Annotated in this window: 1 protein-coding gene; it reads left to right on the top strand. The window is 33.2% G+C overall.

What is annotated here, in order from left to right; genetic code table 11:
* Window positions 1-152: 152 nt before the first annotated feature.
* Complete coding sequence (locus P0N36_RS15245; protein WP_275843740.1) at window positions 153-1,463, top strand: IS4 family transposase; 1,311 nt, start codon at window positions 153-155, stop codon at window positions 1,461-1,463.
* Window positions 1,464-1,619 lie beyond the last annotated feature (156 nt).

Raw genomic sequence — 1,619 nt, 5'->3', positions numbered from 1 at the left:
TCCATGTCAATGTCATTAAGTTAAGGATAATACTTTGAATGGTTTCATAAACTGTTCTTTTTTTTGCATAAATCTCAAAAAAAGCTTGACAAAATCTCCGAAAAATGTGGCGAAGCCTCTTGAGTATACTATTTTAAGGAGGTATCACATTTATGAATTATTCTAACCAATTAAAAATGAAACTTTTCGACATTATGGATGAGATGGCATCAGCTCCTTCGCCTTTCGTTGTCAATCCCAATAAGGATTTTACACGAAAAAGAAAACTGGATTTTGCAACAATGTTAAAGTTTCTGCTAACAATGAATGGAAACAGTATTGATAAAGAATTATTAGAGTTTTTTGATTATGATGAATCTACTGCTACTTGCTCGGCATTTGTCCAACAACGTAAAAAGATAAAAATTTCCGCTTTCCTTTTTCTTCTTAAGCGCTTTGTAGCATGCAAAAGTGAATTTAAGACCTTTCGTGGATACAGATTATTAGCAATTGATGGATCTAAAATCAACATTCCACATAACCCATTAGACGTCGATTCCTATAAAAAAGATAGAGATTGTGTTTGTGGGTATAATCTGTTAAGTCTCAATGCAATTTATGATTTATTAAATAGGATTTATATAGATGCCAGGATAAGAGGCGTGAAGTCTGACGCCGAAAAAAAAGTGTGCTGTGATATGGTCGATGAGAGTACTATTTCTGAACCTACAATAATAGTGGCAGACCGCGGCTACGAAGGTTATAACGTTTTTTGTCATACCCAGGAGAAAGGCTGGAAATTTGTAATCCGAATAAGAGATAAAAGGTTTAACAGCCTTCTTTTAGCTGATGAGTATCCTGAAACCGAAGAGTTCGATATCTCTAAACCAAGAAACCTAACTTATTCAGGTGCAAATGAAGCACGGAAATCCCTACTATACTATAAAAGAGTTTCTAATATAGGGGGAGTTGACATCTCAAACCAAGAAGGTGTTGATTTCTATACACTTAATTTACGATTTGTACGTTTTAAATTAGGCGCAGGTAGTTATGAGTTGATTGTCACAAATCTTGATAAAAATGAGTTTTCGGCTAATGACATAAAAAAAATATACAATATGCGCTGGGGCATAGAAACATCCTTTAGAGAACTTAAATATTCTGTGGGCTTAAATCAATTTCATTCTAAAGAGCAATCTTGCATAGAACAGGAGATATTAGGAAAACTTATAATGTACAACTACTGTTCGATGATCACTTCTCAGGTAATCATTGAACAATACGAAAAAAAACTCACCTATCAATCAAATTTCACGCGTGCTGTACAAATTTGTAAATATCTATTTAATCTACCTAACGACGCAAAACCGCCCAATATTGAAGCCTTGATTAGAAAGTACATGCTTCCAGTACGTAATGGACGATCCTATCCCCGTCAAAAGAAAAAACGTATACTCACTTGCTTTAATTATAGGATATCATAATAAGGTCAAACACATATCATTTTATATGCAGAATTGTTCTGTTTATTTGTCATACATTTTTTTATAATTACTATATTATGACGACTCTGAAAATCAATTTCAATCATTTTTTATCCACTTGTCATTGCAATAACCTCTTAACTTAATGACATTGAC

The organism is Petrocella sp. FN5 (genome assembly GCF_029210395.1).
GTDB lineage: Bacteria > Bacillota > Clostridia > Lachnospirales > Vallitaleaceae > Petrocella.
Note: the sequence above shows the minus strand (reverse complement) of the source record. Positions and strands in the feature narration are given on the sequence as shown.

Bases quoted from the DNA above. Each gene is read 5' to 3' on its own strand.
- P0N36_RS15245 (WP_275843740.1), top strand. From the start codon at position 153: ATGAATTATTCTAACCAATTAAAAATGAAACTTTTCGACATTATGGAT.